We start from the raw sequence: 16,214 nt of genomic DNA, 5'->3' as shown, positions 1-16,214 counted from the left end.
GAATGGTATATTTTTATCAATGATCTCATTTTGTCGTATTCCCAGATGTACACGTTGTGGGCTGTTTGGAGCCGTAAGGCATTGTACATTAATTTTCCTCCTCCTTCCTGCGCCGAACCAGATCAGCCAGGGTGTTGAAGTCGACGGTGATGACGAAGCCCACGCCGGTTTCGATGACAAAGCCTTCCAGAATAGTTCGCTCACTGTTGGAGCGGCGGTAGGCCCGGAGCGCATACCGACCGTCGCGGGTGATGTTGTAGTTGAGCGACAGGTTGTCGAATACAGCACTGTTGTTCTGCGCCTGCTTAATATCCTGTGATCCCTGCACCAGAAAGTTCTTACCCACCGATACCGTCAGGCGTCCCTGCAAGAAACTCCGCGACAGACCAATGTTCAGGTCGGTACGGCTGCCGGTGGCGCTACCCGTCTGGGCCTCGCCCGCCTGCGAATTGAGGTTTACATCCAGATCGACGCCCTTGATCAGACCCGACGCAAACTGCTGCAATTGCTGCGAAATAATCTTACTTACGCTGCTGCGGGCCAGGTCGGTAGCCGTGGCCCCTACGTTGAACCCGGAGCTTGACCCGCTCGACGATTCGGCGATGAAGTTGCCCAGGATCAGCAGGCCAAACACCTGCTTGTTCATGTCGTTGGGGTTGGCGCGCAGGGCTTCCAGCTTACGCGTCACCTCGTCGCCCACCTGACCCAACCGGGTGATGGTTTCCGACGGGGCAATGATGTCGAAGTTAATGGTCGGTGCGGCCAGGTTACCACTCAGCGTAAGGGCCACGTTATACGGCACCTGAATTTTGGCCAGCGGCTGCGTGCTGCCCGACGTTTCGCTGGAAATAAGGGCATCCGATGTAGTGCGGGCCTGGTAAATGGCCGTCAGGTTCAGGTCGGCTTTAAGCGGGTCACCGGTGAAGTTGATATAGCCGCCTTTCTGGAGGGCAAATTCCCGTTGCAGCACCTGATACGTGAGCGAATATCGGCCTTCTGTCACCTCATACCGGCCCAAAACAGATACCTCGCCGCTGGGCGACACGTTCACAGCCAACCGCGCATTGCCCCGCGCCCGCAGGTTGTCGCCGTTCAGTTCATCTACAATAATCGTGATCTCCGATTTCTCGTCGGCCTCCAGCGTCAGGTTAATGTTGGAGTTGTTGAGCTGGTCGAACTGGAGGGGGGCGGCCACGGTGTCTTTACGCGGACGCAGGTATTTGGCAAGGGCCAGCGTGTCGTTGTGGTCAATGAATGTCAGTGTCTGGCGGGCGTCGTTCAGGCTGGCTTCATCGCTGGGGAGCACCGTAGTCACTTTCGAGCCGTCTTCCAGCCGCACACTACCGTCTACCGACGGAGCCGCGCCTTTGCCCACAATATGCAGGTTAGCCGACACCGAGGCTTGCCCGTATAAAAAGCCGTTGTCTTTGCGGGCGGCATTAAGGGCCAGGAAATTCTGCGCCCGCGCCCGAATATCGTACGATACGTTGGGGATGTTACTCAGCACCACGCGCCCGTCGATGTTCAACGCCCGGCCCAGGGTGTCGCGCAGGTTGAAATCCGTAAACGTCACCGTTTGCCCCGACAGCCGGATGCGCTCCTGATCAATTCGGTAGGTAGCATTCAGCTGTTTGACGTTAAACGCGACAGAGTCGAGCGAGATGCCGCCGTTGAGTTGGGGTGAGGTAGTGCTGCCCAGAATATCGGCCTCGCCGTGCAGTGTACCCCTGGCCCGACGTAGTTCGCCAAAGCTGAAGGCTTCGATGGTGCGGGCGTCGAGGCGGTTTAGCCTGAGGAAAAAATCGAGGGCCTCTTTGGGGTTGTTGGGGTTGTAATAGCCCGACAGTTTGGCATCATTATCTTTACTCAACAAGCTGACATCCACCGAAATACGCCCATTCGAAACGTTGGCGAATTTGCCATTGATGTTGCCAATGGGCTTGTCCATTACCCGGAGGCTGTCTACGGTCAGGTCGCCGGTAAAGCTGAGGGGCTCACCCCCCGGTTTCGACAGGTAGTTGCTCACGACCACATTACTGTTGAGCGTTCCTGCCGCCAGGGCCGTATCCTGATTGGCTACGGCGGCCAGATCCCGCAGATTCAGGTTGCGGGCCTCCACGCGCAGGGGGGCGTTTGGTGTCGGGGTGGTGCTGTTCAGGCTGAGCGTTTGTTTGCCCTGGCTAAGCATGAACCCCTTGGCTATCACCCCGGCATCGCCATACTGCAGGTAGCCCGTGCTGTCGGACGTCCAGGTGCGGTAGTTGGTGAGCAGCCCGCGCTGACCTATCTGCAGGCGGTAGTCGTTGCCTGCCAGGCTCACCAGCCCGGCCAGCCCGTGCCGGTCTTTATTGAGCGAATCTTTGCTGATCAGGCCAAACGAAAACCGGTTGTTGGCGGCACTGCCCGTAAGCTGGGTGGTATAGAACTTGAGGCTGTTGGTCTGCAGCGAATTGATCTGCCCCGCCACCGCCAGCTGATTGTTATAAGCCAGCAAGCCCAGCGACGATCCCTTCACCACAATGGTATCATAGTCGATCAGGCCCGTTTTCACGGTCATGGCCAGGGTGGTATCACGCTTATTGTCGATGTAGGCGTTGAGCGAAACGGGGTCGAGCTTGCGCAGGGCGGGTAAAAATGCCTGCAAGAGCGGGTGCTGCCGCACATTACCCGTGATGTAGAAGCTGTAGGGCGGCTGGATAGGCTTATAGGTCAGGCCCGGAATTTTGAAATACCGCCCAAACTCACTCGCAATGATGTCGTACAGACGCGTGTACTCAAACTGCCCACTCAGGCCCAGCTGCCCAAAAGGCAGACCTACCAGCAGGGTCTTGCGGTCGGGGTTAACGGTCCCGGCTTTCAGATACAGCGTGTCGATGGGGTAGGTCTTGCCTTTCAGCGTCACCACGGCGTTTTGCGCATTGACAGTACCTTCGGGCCGTTTGGGGTCCGTTGAGGTCATATTCAGCTGAATAGCACCCTTGATAGACAGCGGGTCGGCGTACAGTTTCAGCTTGTCGAGGTTTAGCTCGGTAATGTTTATCGCCCCGGTTACGCTTGGGAAAGCCGTTTTAAGCCCTACTCTGGTATCCAGCACCAGGTGCACGTTGGGGTCGTTGATGCCACCTTTTATGGTGAGAATGCCGTTGGTCAGCGTGCCATTGACGTCGGCGTTTTTGTACGAATAACCGTTCAGTCCTGCCTCGTCTACCACCGCCCGGAAGTTGGTCGACAGGGTTTTGGTGTCCAGCCCGCGTCCATTGAAACCCGCCCGCGCCGTGATCGTGCCAAACTGTTTGGGGTTCATGAGCCACTTGCCCGCCTCGAATTTTGTCAGCGATGCGCGGCCTTCATACGCCTGATTTTTGCCCGTATAAAAATTGCGCAACGTGCCGTCGAAGGTGGCGTTTCCCCAGTTGGTGGCCAGTTTGGCGTCGGCAGTGAGGGCGTCGAGCTTCCCGCGAATGCGTCCGGTCAGTTTCAGGTTGGGAGCCAGCGCCAGCGAATCGGGGAGGGTGCCTTTGGGGGCCAGTTTGTTCAGGTCGGCGCGGGTTGTGCGGGCGTCGATGAGGTTGAGGTCCAAACCCAGCCGGCTGGGTGTAGTTACGTTAGTGAATCGCCCGTTCATTTTCAGCACGGTACCACCCAGCATGGCAAAATCGGCCACGGGAATCCGCAGGTCAGCCAGGGTACCCCGGATCTGAGCGTTGGCGCGAACCACTTCGCGGGCATTGCCGGCTAGCGGGGGCGTCGCAGCCAGAAATGGAGCCAGTTGAATAACGTCGGCGAAGGCGAGGCGGCTCTGGCGGAGGTTCAGAAACACCTTCACCCGATTCAGGTTCTTACCCTCTGTGGCGTGGGATAACTGCCCAATGGAATCGTACCGGATTTCGAGCCGGTCGCGCAGCAGCGACCCCGGCTGTCCCGGCGCACCCGTGCGGATAAACAGGTTCGAGAGCAGCGTTTGCTTTGCCCCGTACTGTGCATCGACGTCAACGTGCTGCAACACAAACCCCGACTTGTCGCTGAACCGGCCGCGCCGCAACTGCCCCGAAATCAGGTCGGGGCTATAGAGCAGGTTGCGTCCTTCGATGCCCAGCCCTTTCATGTCGAGGTGGCCGTAATCCAAGCCGCGTTTCTGCCGGGGTGCCGTCTCATCGTCGAACTGTATGCGGTTATTGGCAAACTGTACCTGCCCCAACCGAGCCACCCACCCAGCGGGTTGTGTTGCTGTTGGCTTCACCGGCGGGGCGCTCGATGCAGCTCCTGTCTTCGCTATCGCCACCCGTGCTTCCGGCGACCGCGCAAGGACCTTGGGACGCTGTGGACGCAACAACGTGGCCGACACCTCCGAATTCAGCAGTTGCAGCGACTGGATGCCTATGTTCTCGCCGGTGAGGTATATGTGGTCGCTTTCCATAGCCAGCTTACCCACTTTACCGGTTGTGGCAAAGTCGGCAGTTTCCACGCGTACGTTCCAGAGTGCGCGCGTCAAGTCCCACTTACCCAGGCCCAGTGTGAGTGTGTCGCCGGGCTTCGAGGGGTCGGACGGTGGCGAAGGAACGCCTTCGTAAATGCGGCTTTTTACGTTCAGCCCATCGGCGGTCAGGTCGCGGATGAGGTAGCGCGATTTGGCCACGTCGACGTTCTGGAAATTTACCCGGAGGGTGTCTACGTAGGCATCTACGTTGGCGCCGGCCATGTCGTCTTCATACCGGATCAGTACTTTGCGCAGGCTGGCTTTCGACAAACTGATGTCCAGCGGCGAAGACGTTGTATCGGTGGCGGGGGCGGCAACAGGCTTTGGTGCCAGCGAATCGATGGGGTTGAAGGCGTCGATGAGGTAATTGAAATTAAACGCCGCCGTAGTGTCGCCTGGTTTGGCTAATTTCCTTGTAACGTGCAATTTAACTTCGTTTAACTGCACTTCATTCAGGCTCACTTTGCTCTGCAAGAGGGCCAGCATATCCAGATCCACGCGCATGTGTCGACCACTCAGCAGCGTGTCGCCCTGGGGTGTCTGGAAAAAAACGTCATTCATTTCTATCCAGTCGGGAATCCGATACCGGATGCTGCCAATGCGAAACGGGGCCTTTATTTTCTTGCCCAGGTAACTGTTAACCTGCTGTGTGACAAATCGTTGTCCCCATGAGGTGGTAACGATGAGCGTAGCAAAACCGACCAGCAGTAGCACGATGGCGAGTATGACAAGGCCGGTTGTCAGGAAAAAGCGTTTCACGAAGTGCGTTGAGTGTGTGAACTGTCTACTTAGGTATAACGCGGAAAAGGCATTGGATGTTGAGCGGGATTAATGAGTGAATGAGTGATTGAGTGAATGAGCGAATGCCTGGACTGCTGCGCGAGCGTTCCTGTTTGCACTGATGCAATCACAATAAACAGGAACGCTCGCGCAGCAGTCCAAGCATTCGCTCATTCACTCATTAACCTATACTCCACGCCTGGGCTGCGGTGCCGGCGGGAAACAGGCTCTCGTGGGCGGGCAGTTCAACGAAGGCGTCGGCGGCGGTGAGATTGGCAAAGTCGGCAGAGCCGCTGCCGGGCAGGGGGTGGGCCAGCAATTGACCATCTGGTGAGGCTTCGATGCGGGCGGGAATGAAATAAGTCAGGTTGGGTTTAAACGTGACCGGCTCGGCGAGTTGTACAAACAGCGGTGGGTCGGCGGGAGCACCCATAGCCCGCTGCAAATAGGGCCGCACGTACCTGTAGAAGCACATAGTAGTAGAAACAGGGTTGCCGGGCAGGGCAAACACTACCCGCTCGGTGCCCGCACTGCTGCCAAACCAGAACGGTTTGCCGGGTCGCTGTTCGATCTTGTGAAAATGGCGGCGGATGCCCAGCCCTTCCAGCACGTCGGGAATAAAATCAGCTTTTCCCGCCGACACGCCTCCCGTGCTGATTAGTACCTCGTGTGAGGCCAGCAGACGCGAAATACCCGTTGTGATGGTGGGCATATCGTCGGGGAATTGATGTACGCTGGCGTCGAGGCCCAAATCGCGCAGGGCCGCCTGTAGCAAATACGCGTTCGAGTGCCGAATCTGGTGGGGCAGCGGCGTTTTGTCAATATCCACCAGTTCGTCGCCCGTCGCGATCACCGCCACGCGTGGTCGCCGCCGCACCGACACGCTCGTTTGCCCTACCGACGCCACCACGGCCAGCTCAACGGGCCGCAACTGCACCCCGGCCGATAAGAGTACGTCGAGGGGTCGCCGGTCGATACCCTGATGGTGGACGTTTAGCTGCCGTTGCACCTCGTCGGGGGCCGTCAGCGTAGCGATGCCGTCAACAATTGAGAGGTCTTCATACCGGATCACGGTATCAGCGCCGGTGGGTAAAATGGCTCCGGTCATCACTTCCAGGCAGCCAAGCGGGTCGGGGAGGGGCTGGGCGGGTTCACCGGCGCGTTGGGTGCCCAGAATGGTGAAGGTCGTTTTTCCGTCGGCCAGGGCATCGTAGTGTATCGCAATGCCATCCATCGCCACCCGGTCGAAGGGCGGAAAGTCACGGTCGGCCACAATGGTTTCGGCCAGGATGCGGCCCAGGGCCTTATCGAATGGTACCGATTCGGTGCTCAGCACGAGGGTGTGTTCGGCTAAAATCCGGTCGGCGTCAGAGACAGTGTTCATAGGTATTGGGAGCTGTTTGGTTGCGCGAAAGTACGGCACCTAACCGCTTTGTCACTGCATCAAAGTTGCTTCGGGGATGAAGAGTCGAAAGCGGGTTCCGCGAACGAATGAGCGTTCGTCAGGTTCCAAAACGTCAATCAGCATTTCGGAACTTACCTGGGCGGGTGTTGCTTTGGGCGTCAGGTTTTCAACGGTGAGTATACCGCCGGTTTGTTCACTCAGCCCTTTGATCAGCCGTTTCCCGAACGACGTAGTAGGCCGCTGCCAGAGATCCATATCAATACCCGGCCCATTATCGGCCACTTCCAGCAACAGCCCGTCGCGTTTCAACAGCGAAATAGATAAACTAGGATCCGGCACGTGCGGAATGGCGTATTTGAAACAGTTTGTTAAAAACTCGTTGATAATCAAACTAATAGGGACAGCTGTGTCGATGTCCAGCACGTCGACGTTGCTGGTAATTTGCAGCTTTATCGACTGCTCTGAATACCCGTAAGCCTGCATGGTGCTGGCCGTCAGTTCCTCCACAAACTTGCCCATGTTGATGCTGGTCAGCTCTTCCGAATGATACAGTCGCTGGTGAATGAGGGCAATGGCGTCGATGCGGCGCTGACCCTCCTGAAATGCCTTAATCGCCTGCTTGTCTTCCAGCCGGTTCAGTTGTAGGCTTAGGAGGCCAGACACAATAGCAAGGTTATTTTTTACCCGGTGGTGCAATTCGCGCATGACCGTCTGTAGCTGGGCCGCCTGCTCTTCAATCCGGGCTTTATCGGCCTGAATTTCGGCGGTGCGGTCGGCCACCTGTTCTTCCAGCGTCTGGGCGTAGCGCGTTAGTTCGGTGCGGGCGTCATGCAGCGAACCGGTCATTTGGTTAAAGTGCTGGGTAAGTACCCCCAATTCGTCCTGGGTGGTCTGCACCACCTGAGCATCGAGATCACCGGCGTTGATGCGTTGCACCCCGTCCAGCAACCGGAGTACGGGCTGGGTGAAAGTGGCATTGACGAGCCGGGGCAGCAACAGAAAATTAACCGCTGCCGTGCTGATGATGAGTGCCGAGATTTTGAGCAGACTGTCTTGCTGTTGTAGGCGGGCGGGCAGGTCCAGTATGTCGACAGGGGGGCAGAAGACCAGCATAACCGTGAGTAGGATGGTAGCCACAATGATCTGGGCGAAGCCTATCTGCTTAATTTTCAAGCTGGTAGGGATGGCTGAGAAGTTGAGGTATACAAAGATTTCGGCCAGGTTGCCCAACCAGAGCAGCGTTGAATACATCCAGTAGCCCACGGTGGAATAGAAGCCCACCGACAGCACCACAAGGCACATAAACACAAATACACCGTTGACGGCCGTCATCCAGCGAAGGCCCTTGGCGACTTCAGTATCCTGGTATCGCAGCCGGAAAGCTTTCCGGGCGCAAACAGTTAAGGCCCACACGTTGGTAAGCGACCCGTAGAGGAAGCCAGCGGTGTTGAGATAGTTAATGTTGCTTTTATTGAGAAACTCGTTCTAAACCGTAAACAGGCAAAGCATAGCCCCTAGCCCAAACGAGATCCCCCGTATCACGCGCCGTTCTTTGGGAAACGTATCGTCGAGAAAAAGATAGTTGAACTGAATAAACGAAATTTCGACGAGGGCCAGGGCTGGAAATGTCCAGCAGGAAAGCAGTATCTTGTAGGGCAGGCTGCCAATGTAGGCCGGGTGAACGGCGTAATGAAAGATTTCGCTTGTTTGCCAGACGAACTGGAAAAAATAAAAAATCAGCAGCCACCGACGGCTGAGACTCCTTGCGGGTGCGTTCAGGACAAAAATCCACATGTTCCCCACGATGAGCGCCAGGCTGAGGGCCATCAGGGAATTTGTATGCAGTAGAAAGTAAGGCATGGATCGGATAAGCTAAGTTCGAGCGAAACCCCTGAACACTAAGGGGTTTTCATAGGGCAATATCTCCATAATTTGCGAAAATGTAGAGGTCGTCTCGACTTGTGCTTAACACTTTCGTAACCTGTTGAAATGCCGTGGAGTGGGTGGTATCTGCCAACTTGCAGGCAATACCAAAAATCACGGATTTTTTGACTAAGCCAATTTTGCACCGCGCCGACTTCGGACCTGACTTTGTCTGGGGAACAGCCACGGCTGCCTTTCAGATTGAAGGTGCCACCATCTCCCACGGGCGGGGGCCATCGGTCTGGGATACGTTTACCCAGAAGAAGGGGGCCATAAAAACGGGCGAAAACGCCATGATGGCCTGTGATTTCTACCATCGCTACCCTACTGATCTGGCCCTGAATGGTCAGATGGGCTTCAACGCGTTCCGGTTTTCCATTGCCTGGTCGCGCATCTTGCCGCAGGGCACCGGGCGCGTGAACGAAGCGGGACTGGCCTACTACGACCGCCTTATTGACGAGGGTATCCGGCAGGGGCAAACCCCCTGGGTTACGCTCTTTCACTGGGACCTGCCCCAGGCGCTGGAAGACCGGGGCGGCTGGATGAACCGCGAAATCGTGACTTGGTTTGCCGAGTATGTAGCCGTGGTGGTAAAGGCGTTTGGGCATAAGGTGAAACACTGGCTGGTGCTGAATGAACCCTCGGCCTTTACGCTGCTGGGCTACCTGGTGGGTATGCATGCCCCCGGCCGGCGCAACTTCCGGGCCATCACATCGGTCATTCACCATGCCGCGCTGGCTCAGGCCGAAGGCGGGCGGGTAGTGCGCAGCTTGGTGCCCGGCGCAGTAGTGGGCACCACCTTCTCGTGCTCGCCCGTCGAGCCGATGAATAGAGCCTCGAAGCGTGACCAACAGGCTGCTCACCGCGCCGACGCCTTGTTGAACAGGCTATTCATCGAACCTGCCCTGGGCATGGGCTACCCCACCGACGAGCTAACCTTCCTGAACAGCATCAAACGCATTGCCCGCCCTGGCGACATGGAGCGGCTGGCCTTCAATTTCGACCTTATTGGCCTGCAGCATTACTTCCCCGTGGTGGTCGAACACTCCATGCTCGTGCCATATCTGTGGGCCAAAGAGGTATCGCCCAACCGCCGTCAGGTGCCGGTGATCACCGAGATGGGCTGGGAGGTGCATGAGCAGAGCCTGCTCAGGATTATACGCCAGTTTAATCAGTACCCCGGTGATCATCAGCTCTTTATTGCCGAAAGTGGCTCGGCGTTTTATGACCGGGTAGAAGATGGGCAGGTAATTGACACCCAACGGGCTGCCTACCATGTGCAATGCCTTCAGCAGGTTCGTCAGGCCCAGGCCGAGGGTATTGATCTGGCCGGTTATTTCGTCTGGACGCTACTCGACAACTTCGAGTGGGCCGAGGGCTACCGCCCCCGTTTCGGCCTTGTCTACGTAGACCACCGCACTCAGCATCGTATCGTCAAGGCATCCGGCCAGTGGTTCCGGAGCTTGCTGTGTGGGGACTGATTGAAGGCCAGAACGTTTTTGCAGTTAGATCAACGGGGGCAGAAAGGGGAGTTATCGCTACTTTACAGCTTTGTTTACAAATCCTGTAAAATAAACTGGCAATGACAACTAAACAAAACCGCCCCAACCTCTTTACCTACGCTACCAGCGAACTCTCACAAGATGCCTTTATCTGCTGGCTCGCCGAATGGGCCGACCCGAAGTACAAGAAGGTCGATTCAGCATTGCATCAGGCGGGGCAGGAGTTTATTGTTTCAATGGTACAGAAGGTGAAACCAGGATTTGAAAGCACCGCAATAGAATCGGTTGGCATAGAGCCGCAATTTCAAAAACTAGATATATTAATTAAGATAAATGGGGACTCCCCTAATAAACTAGCTATTTTGATCGAGGATAAAACGCATACCAGTAATCATTCAGACCAGTTGGAGCGGTATCGTAAATTGGTTGGAGAAGCTGGTTATCAAGAGGATCAAATGATCCCATTGTATTTCAAAACTGGCTATCAATCGAGGTTTGATACAATCGGTGTATACAAGACATACTTACGCAATGACTTTCTAGCTATGCTACAAAATGGAAAGCGGGAAGGAGTGGTCAATGCTATCTATGACGACTTTCTTGCTCATCTGCTAGAAATAGATACACTCATAAAACAATTTTCAACCAAACCAACCCAGGAATGGACCTATCATGACTGGGTTGGTTTCTTTACAGTTCTATATGATCAACGTTCTGTGTTGAGCAGTGCGTCGAACAATGACGAAACAAATTGGGGGTATGTTGCTAATCCCGCAGGTGGATTTGTTGGCTTTTGGTGGTATTATAAAAAATTAGTTGGAAGAGGATTCACCCCTTATCTTCAATTAGAGGAGGAAAAGCTTTGCTTTAAAATCGTGGTTGATGATGACATGGACAAAGCTACGACTCGTGACGAAGCTTACAGGGCAATAGTTGCAGTAGCTGGCAGAGATTTGCGACCCAAACGAATGGGCAATGGAAAATACATGACTGTCGCTCAAATGGATAGTTATCTTCACAAAGACTCAGAGGGTCTGGTGAACATTGAAGCTACTATCGAAGAGTTGAAAAAAGCACAGGACATAATTGACGCTGCCTTTCGTGATTCGCAACCCACTGACAATTAGTGGTGTTGACAATCCGGTGAGGAAATTGCCTCAGCAGCGACTGAATTCTGGCTATATCTACTCACTAAACTAACCAACAAGCCAACGAAAGGAATCAACTTCCTCACCGATGAAAATGGTCAAAAAAACAGCCGTAGTCATTGATATTCAGACCTATGGCGAAGAGTTGGAAGACTTTCTGGATGGGCTAGAGGTTGAGTCACGGCAGGATGAACTTAGAGAAGATTTCGACACTGTGATTGAGCGCATCAGAGTCGGTGTATAGAGTGGCTACCCGAGTAATTTCTTGTCAAAAGCACGTCTGTCAAAACTAAATGGCTCTACCGACTGCACCATAACAGAATCGAAAAGTGGGTGAGCAGGGTTTAACAGATAGTTAAATTCACCGGAGATCACGGCAGACGGAACTTGCATAACTAAGTAGGCTTCTTCACGAATCCATGCGTCTGTAATGTCAAACAAAATGCCTGCCTGCTCTTTCCAATCAGGAGGCAACTCATTAGCAGCTAGCGACTTTATCGACGAATTGGGTATCTCGATTGTAACAACCGAATACGCATTTTGCTTTAAGGTCAACATCTTGGGCAGGTGAACCCAGTACTCCTAAGCGCAGAGTGCAATACTACTGCCAGTGTATAAGACCGCTACGCCTTCACGGTTCCAGCGTCCTCCATTTAGTTTGGCTCCATAGCCTGACAGATCCTCTATATATTCCGAAGTGGCAACCCGATAAACCTGCATAATAGTTGGACACAGTAAAGTAACCTAAGCCATTATGCCGTGTTCCAGGCGACCCATAAGTTTCGTTACAACCTCAAAGCCACCATCTTCTGAAAGCAAATCAACGGGTATACGCTTATCAATTGCCTGGTTGGGGTTTTTTAGCCAACTGTCAAAATCTTTTCTCGTCTCAAACAACTTTGAGGCTTTCTGCTGCCAAAGCACGTCAATCTGAGAAGCTATCGACGATTGATTCTGCTTGACGTCCTGTACAAATGAAAACTTACGGAGTAACTCCATTAAAAATGGTCCTTCGCTATCCTCGACTCTAACCGTGATTTCCATACCTATCAAAGTTAATACTAGTATTCACACTGCATAACGTACACCAGGTGATTCTGGTTGACTCTATTTGGCTCATCAGTGTCAGCCACTTAGCGTTGGATTCGCCAAAAATCTGCTGCGATTATAGAACAAGCCCGGCGTATCGGGTTATTTTTACCCACTTAAGACGCCGTATCCATGCAGTTTTCGCACCTCCATTGCCATACCCAGTACTCCCTGCTCGACGGGCAGGCCGATATTAAGAAGCTGATTAAGAAGGCCAAAGCCGATAATATGCCCGCTGTGGCCATCACCGATCACGGCAATATGTTCGGCGTGTTTGAGTTTGTGGCCGAAGCCGCCAAGCAGGGCATCAAACCCATTGTGGGCTGTGAATTTTATGTGGTCGAAGACCATACGATCAAGCAGTTTACGAAAGAGAAAAAAGACATTCGCTATCACCAGCTGCTGCTGGCCAAGAACGCGCAGGGCTACCGGAATCTGGCCAAATTGTGTTCATTGGGCTACATGGAGGGTCTTTACGGCAAATACCCCCGCATTACCAAAGCCATGATTGAGCAGTATAAGGAGGGCCTGATTGCCTCCACCTGCTGCATCGGCGCGATGGTACCCAAGACGATTCTGAAGAAGGGCGAAGAAGCCGGTGAGGTCGAATTTAAATGGTGGCTCGACCGGTTTGGCGAAGACTATTACGTAGAACTGCAACGCCACGAGATTCCCGACCAGATCAAAGCCAATGAGGTGCTGGTGAAGTTCGCCCGGAAGTACAACGTGAAGATTATCGCGTCGAATGATTCGCACTACGTGGATCAGGATGACTGGGTGGCACACGACATTCTGCTCTGCGTAAACACCGGCGAGAAGCAGAGTACGCCGAGCATGAAGGAATTCAGCGACGACGAGGCCATGCCCAAAAACACGCGCTTCGCCTTCTTCTCCGATCAGTTCTATTTCAAGAACACCCAGGAGATGACCACGCTCTTCCACGACCTGCCCGAAGCCATCGACAACACCAACGAGATCGTGGGCAAGGTGGAAACGCTGAAGCTGAAGCGCGACATTATGCTGCCCAACTTCCCCATTCCCAAGGAGTTTCAGCAGCATACCGACGACGTGATGAACCAGTGGGAGTATCTGAAACACCTGACCTACGAAGGAGCTAAAAAACGATACGTTGACATTTCGCAGGAGGTCCAGGAACGGCTTGACTTTGAGCTATTTACCATCCGTACCATGGGCTTCGCGGGCTACTTTCTCATCGTGGCCGACTTCATTCAGGCGGGGCGCGACATTGGCGTCATGGTCGGGCCGGGGCGGGGTTCGGCGGCGGGGAGTGCGGTGGCGTACTGCATCGGCATCACCAACATCGACCCCATTAAATACAACCTGCTGTTCGAGCGATTCCTGAACCCCGACCGGAAATCCATGCCCGATATCGATACCGACTTCGACGACGAAGGTCGGCAGAAGGTGATCGATTATGTGGTCGATAAGTACGGCAAGCAGCAGGTGGCGGCTATCGTTACCTACGGCACGATGGCGGCAAAATCGGCCATCAAAGACGTGTCGCGGGTGATGGACCTGCCCCTTAACGATGCCAACGCCCTGGCTAAGCTCGTGCCCGACAAGCCCACCTATAACATGACCCTCAAACGGATTTTTGAAGATCCGATTGACGGGCCGGGGGGCCTCAGCAACATCATCTCGCCCGACGAAGTAGAAAACGTGCGCAAGATGCGGGCGCTGGAATCGGGCGATCAGAATACGGGTCGGATCATGAAGCTGATCGACACCGAGAAGGTGCAGAACGTGCTGCAACAGGCCCGGCGGCTGGAGGGTACCGTGCGTAACACGGGCGTTCACGCGGCGGGGATCATCATCGCACCAAGTGACTTGTCCGACATCGTTCCGGTGTCGACCTCGAAAGATACCAACCTGATTATCACGCAGTATGAGGGTAAGGTGATTGAAGATGCGGGTGTTATCAAAATGGACTTTCTGGGGTTGCGCAACCTCACCATCATTAAAGAATGCCTGCGGTTGATCAAGCAGAATCACGGTCGCGAGATCGAGATCGACAACATTCCGCTCGATGACCCGGAGCCGTACAAGCTGTTTCAGCGGGGAGAGACAAACGCCATTTTCCAGTTTGAATCCGACGGCATGAAAAAGTACATGAAGGACCTGAAGCCCGACCGGTTTGAGGACCTCATTGCCATGAACGCCCTCTACCGCCCCGGCCCGATCCAGTACATTCCCAACTTCATCAACCGGAAACACGGGCGCGAAGACGTGACCTACGATTTGCCGGAGATGGAAGAGTACCTGTCTGATACCTACGGCATCACAGTGTATCAGGAACAGTTGATGCTGCTGTCGCAGAAGCTGGGTAACTTCACCAAAGGCGACGCCGACGTGTTGCGGAAGGCGATGGGAAAGAAAGACCGCGCCACGCTGGATAAGATGAAGGGTAAGTTTATGGACGGTTGCGCCGCCAACAAGCTACCCGCCAAAGCCTGCGCCAAAGTCTGGACCGACTGGGAGGCCTTTGCCGCCTACGCCTTCAACAAATCGCACTCCACCTGCTACGCCTTCGTGGCTTATCAGACGGCCTGGCTCAAAGCTCATTACAAGGCCGAGTACATGGCGGCGGTGTTGACAAGCTGCCTGGGCAACATTGAAAAAATTACCTTCTTTCTGGAGGAGTGTAAAAACATCAACATTCCGGTACTTGGCCCCGACGTGAACGAATCGGAGCGGGTGTTTGGCGTGAACAAAAAAGGTGAGATCCGGTTCGGGCTGGGGGCCATCAAAGGCTCCGGCGACGCAGCAGTAGAAAACATCATTGCTGAACGGACCGAAAACGGCCCCTTTCAGGACATCTACGACTTCATCACCCGCGTGAACCTGCGGACGGTGAACAAGAAAACGATTGAATCGCTGGCCTACGCCGGTGGGTTCGACGCGCTGGACCCCGATATTCACCGGGCCCAGTATTTCGAGATCGTGCCGGGCGACAATGCCACGTTTATTGAAAAGATCATTCGCTACGCCAACACCCACCATGCCGAGAAGGCCGCCTCGCAGCAGTCGCTGTTTGGCGGTGGTGCGGGCAACGACGTGGCCATGCCGAGGCCAAAACCCGCGGTGGTCACGCCCTGGAATCAGATCGAGAAGCTCAAGTACGAAAAAGACGTGGTGGGTTTCTACATCACCGGCCACCCGCTCGACGAGTTTCAGGTGGAACTGGAAGGGTTTTGTAACTGCACGCTAGACAAGGTCTATGAAACCAACGCACCCGATTTGCGCATTGGCGGTATCGTGTCGGCGGTGCAGACGCGAATTGCCAAGAACGGCAACCCCTTCATGATCTTTAAACTGGAAGACTACCAGGGGTCAATGGAAATGACCCTCTTCGGTGACGACTACGCCCGCATGGCGCAGTATGTGGAGGTAGGCCTGTTTTTACACGTAACGGGTAAAACGCAAAACCGCTGGAACTCGGACCAACTGGAGTTTAAACCCGTGAGCATCCGGTATTTGAGTGAGATCCGGGAGAAGCTGTGCAAGGAACTGCTCATCACGCTCGATCTTGCCTGCCTGAGCGAAACACTCGTGGCGCAGGTAAACGAATTGCTGAAAGCCCACCCCGGCACCTGCAGTTTATCCATGAAAGTGGTGGACCCTACCGACGGCATTGCCATCAATCTACAGTCGCGCACGTTGCGGGTGTCGCCCGCCAACACATTACTCAATGCCCTGCGGTCTATGGATGGCATCCAGTGTAAAGTTGCCTGATATCACTAAAAATAACTAGGTAAAAGGAACCCGCTTCGTGCGGGTTTTTTTGTGACTGCATCATTTTGTCCAGAAGCTCACTTCGGCGAACTGATAGTAAACAAACATTAAATAGGATAAAACAGCGAACCAAATAA

General features: G+C 54.4%; 9 protein-coding genes and 1 pseudogene. 4 read left to right on the top strand and 6 right to left on the bottom strand.

Annotation, left to right across the window (positions count from 1 at the left end):
• Positions 1–88: 88 nt before the first annotated feature.
• From J2I47_RS06235 to J2I47_RS06220, 4 genes are all read right to left on the bottom strand, one after another.
• Positions 89–5,236 (bottom strand): translocation/assembly module TamB domain-containing protein, encoded by a 5,148-nt coding sequence (locus J2I47_RS06235; protein WP_207363678.1) that lies wholly within the window; start codon positions 5,234–5,236, stop codon positions 89–91.
• 202 nt (positions 5,237–5,438) lie between these two features.
• A complete protein-coding gene (locus J2I47_RS06230; protein WP_207363677.1) occupies positions 5,439–6,641 on the bottom strand; it encodes a molybdopterin molybdotransferase MoeA in 1,203 nt (400 codons plus the stop codon).
• Between the two features lie 51 nt (positions 6,642–6,692).
• On the bottom strand, positions 6,693–8,075 hold the full coding sequence (locus J2I47_RS06225) for a sensor histidine kinase (RefSeq protein WP_207363676.1): 1,383 nt from the start codon (positions 8,073–8,075) through the stop codon (positions 6,693–6,695).
• 72 nt (positions 8,076–8,147) lie between these two features.
• The gene (locus J2I47_RS06220) at positions 8,148–8,522 is read right to left on the bottom strand and encodes a hypothetical protein (RefSeq protein ID WP_207363675.1); all 375 of its coding nucleotides are present in this window, start codon (positions 8,520–8,522) and stop codon (positions 8,148–8,150) included.
• 188 nt (positions 8,523–8,710) lie between these two features.
• Here J2I47_RS06220 and J2I47_RS06215 point away from each other — a divergent pair, with 188 nt between their 5' ends.
• The 3 genes from J2I47_RS06215 to J2I47_RS06205 all read left to right on the top strand — a co-directional run bounded on the left by J2I47_RS06215 (position 8,711) and on the right by J2I47_RS06205 (position 11,479).
• A complete protein-coding gene (locus J2I47_RS06215) occupies positions 8,711–10,066 on the top strand; it encodes a GH1 family beta-glucosidase (protein WP_229374312.1) in 1,356 nt (451 codons plus the stop codon).
• Between the two features lie 101 nt (positions 10,067–10,167).
• Positions 10,168–11,214, top strand: a complete 1,047-nt coding sequence (locus J2I47_RS06210) for a PD-(D/E)XK nuclease family protein (RefSeq protein WP_207363674.1) — start codon at positions 10,168–10,170, stop codon at positions 11,212–11,214.
• Between the two features lie 109 nt (positions 11,215–11,323).
• On the top strand, positions 11,324–11,479 hold the full coding sequence (locus J2I47_RS06205; protein ID WP_207363673.1) for a hypothetical protein: 156 nt from the start codon (positions 11,324–11,326) through the stop codon (positions 11,477–11,479).
• A 5-nt stretch (positions 11,480–11,484) separates the two neighbouring features.
• Here J2I47_RS06205 and J2I47_RS06200 read toward each other — a convergent pair.
• Both J2I47_RS06200 and J2I47_RS06190 read right to left on the bottom strand, forming a co-directional pair.
• Positions 11,485–11,955, bottom strand: a pseudogene (locus J2I47_RS06200) (RES family NAD+ phosphorylase).
• A 24-nt stretch (positions 11,956–11,979) separates the two neighbouring features.
• On the bottom strand, positions 11,980–12,279 hold the full coding sequence (locus tag J2I47_RS06190; protein WP_207363670.1) for an MbcA/ParS/Xre antitoxin family protein: 300 nt from the start codon (positions 12,277–12,279) through the stop codon (positions 11,980–11,982).
• A 177-nt stretch (positions 12,280–12,456) separates the two neighbouring features.
• On the opposite strand from J2I47_RS06190, the gene dnaE reads away from it, so the two are divergent.
• Positions 12,457–16,077, top strand: coding sequence for a DNA polymerase III subunit alpha (gene dnaE, locus J2I47_RS06185; RefSeq protein ID WP_207363669.1), 3,621 nt, complete (start codon positions 12,457–12,459; stop codon positions 16,075–16,077).
• Positions 16,078–16,214 lie beyond the last annotated feature (137 nt).

Origin of the sequence: Fibrella rubiginis (assembly GCF_017353185.1) — a bacterium.
In the GTDB taxonomy this organism is placed as follows: Bacteria; Bacteroidota; Bacteroidia; order Cytophagales; family Spirosomataceae; genus Fibrella; species Fibrella rubiginis.
This window is presented reverse-complemented; position numbering and strand designations above follow the sequence as displayed.

Coding starts and splice junctions, on each gene's coding strand:
- J2I47_RS06205 (WP_207363673.1), top strand. CDS start 11,324: ATGAAAATGGTCAAAAAAACAGCCGTAGTCATTGATATTCAGACCTAT.
- J2I47_RS06220 (WP_207363675.1), bottom strand. CDS start 8,522: ATGCCTTACTTTCTACTGCATACAAATTCCCTGATGGCCCTCAGCCTG.
- dnaE (WP_207363669.1), top strand. CDS start 12,457: ATGCAGTTTTCGCACCTCCATTGCCATACCCAGTACTCCCTGCTCGAC.
- J2I47_RS06210 (WP_207363674.1), top strand. CDS start 10,168: ATGACAACTAAACAAAACCGCCCCAACCTCTTTACCTACGCTACCAGC.
- J2I47_RS06230 (WP_207363677.1), bottom strand. CDS start 6,641: ATGAACACTGTCTCTGACGCCGACCGGATTTTAGCCGAACACACCCTC.
- J2I47_RS06190 (WP_207363670.1), bottom strand. CDS start 12,279: ATGGAAATCACGGTTAGAGTCGAGGATAGCGAAGGACCATTTTTAATG.